We start from the raw sequence: 3,562 nt of genomic DNA, 5'->3' as shown, positions 1-3,562 counted from the left end.
CCCGCCGATCCGGTACGACAGCGTCGCCTGCTGTTCCGTGTCGAGCTGCACGTACGCGTCGTACCCCTGACCGTCGGGGCGCACCAGGAGCATCCCTCGCGCGACGCCGTACTCGGTCGCCGGGTCGGAGTCGACCTCGTGGAAGCTGTCCGGCCCGTGATCGACGATGTCGTCGAACGGCAGTTCGGGACGCTGCACGTCGACGTCGCGCACCACGAGGGCCACCAGCCCGCGCGCGGGGACCGTCACGGTGACCCGTCCGCTGCTCGCCGCCCCGGTCGATCGAGCGCCGTTCGCCGTCACCAGCTCCACGGGCGTCGAGGAGTTCCGGGGCACCCCGGTGAGGTCGCTGGAGAGGTCGACGACCACCTGCTGCGCGGTCCCGGCGGAGTTGGTCAGGCTGATGTACAGGGCGCCGTTGCCGACACCGCCGATCCAGTTGACCATAGGGTTGTCGACCGCGATGAGCCCCGCGGGAAGGTACGGCCAGACCCCGTCTTCACCGAAGAACGTTCCCGGGGCATGGCCGTAGGCGAAGAACTTGAAGTACGCGAAATCGGCCTCGAACACGTGCGGGAACTCGATCGCCCCCGCGCTCCGATAGAAGCTCTCGCTGATCAGGTAGTCCATCGCGAGTCCGAGCTGGGCCGGTGCGTGGTGGAAGTAGTACCCCGTGATGCCCACCGGGCCGCTTGTCGCGAAGTCGGGTTTCATGTGCGCGACCTGGAACTGCCGCCCGTAGTAACCGGGGTACGTGGTGAAGCGACCGATCACCATGTTGTGCGCGATGTCGGCGAGCAGCTCGTCTCCGGTGTGGTGTGCCAGGCGCAGCAGTGCTCCGGCCCAGCACGGGTTGAACACGTAGCCGCCACCCGGGTTCGTCAGCGTGCTGACACCGAGCTTGAACGACGACAATGCCTCGAACGTGAGCCCCGACGGGGACACGTACCAGGCCGGCACCGCCTCGGTCGGCACGTCGGTGGTGGGATACGACGGGAGGGACGAGCGCGACTCCCAGTCGTACTGCTGCCTGATCACGGAACCGACCGGCACCGTGACCGTCGTGTCCGGCACCGGGCGCACGGCCGTCTGCGTGATGAAGCGCTGCACCTCGCGGTACGCGCCGTCGAGGAACTCGGACTCCCCCGTGGCCTCGAACATCTCCAGCAGGTCGACCCAGTACTTCGAGAAGCTGTAGGCGAAGCCGCCGGGCGGCTGACCGTTGCTGCGATAGGGCGTCAGGATCTGCTCCTGCGAGTACCGCCGCGCGATCAGGGTGGCTTCCGTGAGATAGGCCGGATCCCCCGTCACCCGGTAGGTCGCCAGCGCGTTCGAGAACGGGGCTCTGCTCTGCCCGGCCACACCCGCTTTGGTCGCCTGCACCGCGAGCCGCTGGATGCCAGCGTTGCGCCCGTGGGTGAGCTGATACAGCGACGCGAGGTTCACGGCGTCTGTGGGAATCCGACCGATCCGGTACTGCGTCTTGTCGTTGTAGACGGGACTGCCGATCATCGGAGTATGCCCGATGCCCTTGCGGGAGAGCTGATACTCGACGAGCGGCCTGGCACGGCGGTCGTAGAGGGTGCTGTCCGCGGTCCCCGTCAGGTAGTGCGCGGAGAGCACGACACCGCTCGCCGCCGCGCGGACGGCATCCTCGTTCTCGACGTCGACGAACCCCTTGGCACGGTTCCACCACCCCGAGTACGACGGCACGTAGTCGATGGAGTCGTCGCCGCTGGGCTCGACGGCGATCAGCTCCGCCATGGCGTGCACGGCGTCGGTGAGCGACCGGTCGTAGACGTTGTGCCGGTACGCCGTGAGGCCGTATTCGTTGCGGCACAGCTGCGTGTAGGTGCCGTACAGCGTGTCGGCGCGCGCGGCGAGGCCGAAGGCGAACCCGCGCTGCTGACCGACCGTCATCGCCGTCCGCAGCCCCGGCTGGGGTGCGTACATGGACGGCACGATGTCGAGGCTGTCGTTGCGCAGACTCATGCCGTACGGCTGTCGGTCTGACATCAGCTGCCGCTCGTGCACGAACTCGGCGACCTCCGAAGGCAGATAGACACCCGAGGTGACGGCGACGTCGCCGATCGCGTACTGCGTCAGCGCCATCGGTGCGAAGAGCTCCCAGGCCCCCAGCGGCGCCGAGCCGTCGAGCACCGAGAGGGCGTGCTGATAGGACCCGCAGAGCACCTCGTCGAGGTCGTCGATCGACCGGGTGTCCTGGCTCTGGTAACCGACGATGTAGTCGCCTGCGGTCTTGGCCGTGAGCACGTAGTGCGCCTCGGGCTGCGCGCCCTCCAGCCGCCAGCGGACCACCAGGTCGACGTCGTCTGTGCTGGTGGTCAGTTCGATCGACTGCGGCCCGAGCACCTGGAACGAGGTGAACCCCAGCCAGCTCGGCGCGAGCGGGCCGTACAGCTCCGGAGCGCTCCCGGCCGGCAGCGTGCCCTCCAGCACGAGCCACTGCTCGTCGAAGCGGTGGGCGGGGTCGGTGATCTGCAGCCATCCGCCGTTGTGCTTGACCTCGAGGTCGCGCACGATCGTCGCGCCGCCGTCCCACGTCGCCTGCAGGAAGGTCATGCGATGGTTCTGTCCCACCAGCTGAGCGACCTGTGTGAAGGCGAGGTTCGGTTTGTCCAGTCGCCGCAGAGCATCGGCATACACCCCGCTGGCGGTGGTGAGTTCGGTGGCCGCCGCGGGGGCCATGCCGCCCGGCGAGCCGAGCACCGGGGGGAGCACGCCGGCGATCACGAGCATTCGCAGCACGGAGCGTCGGCTCCACATCAGGGGATTGTGTTCGGCACCGTCGCCAGGAGTTGCATCCATGATGCACATACTGCAATCCCTATGCGATGATGTCAATGCATGCGCCGCACCGATCACCCGAGCCCACATGCCTTGTCGACACCGGTAGCGTCGACGAGGCAGCCCACCCGAAAGGATGCACGCGGTGACGTACACCCCGCCCGAGACCCCGCCTGAGGAGATGACGGAGTACTCGCTGAGCACGCTCCTGACTCCGCTCGATCCCCCCGTGGAACCGTCGGATTTCGACGACTTCTGGAGGGCCTCCTTCGAGGAGTTGGGCACGGGCGCCGTGGCATGGGAGGTGACCCAGGAGCACCCTGAGACCCCGACGCATCGCATCGCCGAGATCCGCTTCCACTCCTCCGCCGATGAGGCGGCCGTCGCGTACGTGATGCTTCCGCACGCTGCCGACGTGACCCGCCGCGGCCTCGTCGTCGGCCACGGTTACGGCGGTCGCACCGGCCCCGACATCGAACGCGTCGCCTCCGACACCGCCGCGATCTTCCCGGTCGCCCCCGGAACCCATATCGGCACGAGCAGCCGGTTCCCCGCATCGCCCGACGAGCACGTGCTGGCAGGGATCGAACACCGCGACACCTACTCGCACCGCTTCAGCGCCGCCGACATCTGGCGAGCGGCGACCGTGCTCCTCGAGATGGCCCCATCCGCAGCGGGAGCGCTCGACTTCAGCGGCGGTAGCTTCGGCGGCGGCATCGGCGCGCTCGCCCTGCCGTGGGACGGGCGGTTCCGT

2 protein-coding genes are annotated in these 3,562 nt (G+C 68.3%); one reads left to right on the top strand and one right to left on the bottom strand.

Going from position 1 to position 3,562, the window contains the following annotated elements; all coding sequences use genetic code 11:
• A partial coding sequence (locus DSP71_RS14080; RefSeq protein ID WP_181800741.1) for a hypothetical protein occupies positions 1 to 2,829 on the bottom strand: 2,829 nt, incomplete at its 3' end.
• A gap of 124 nt (positions 2,830 to 2,953) precedes the next feature.
• Here DSP71_RS14080 and DSP71_RS14075 point away from each other — a divergent pair.
• On the top strand, positions 2,954 to 3,562 hold a 609-nt coding region (locus DSP71_RS14075), incomplete at its 3' end, for an acetylxylan esterase (RefSeq protein ID WP_181800740.1).

It is taken from the genome of Microbacterium sp. H6 (genome assembly GCF_003314775.1).
Classification (GTDB): domain Bacteria; phylum Actinomycetota; class Actinomycetes; order Actinomycetales; family Microbacteriaceae; genus Microbacterium; species Microbacterium oxydans.
Note: the sequence above shows the minus strand (reverse complement) of the source record. Positions and strands in the feature narration are given on the sequence as shown.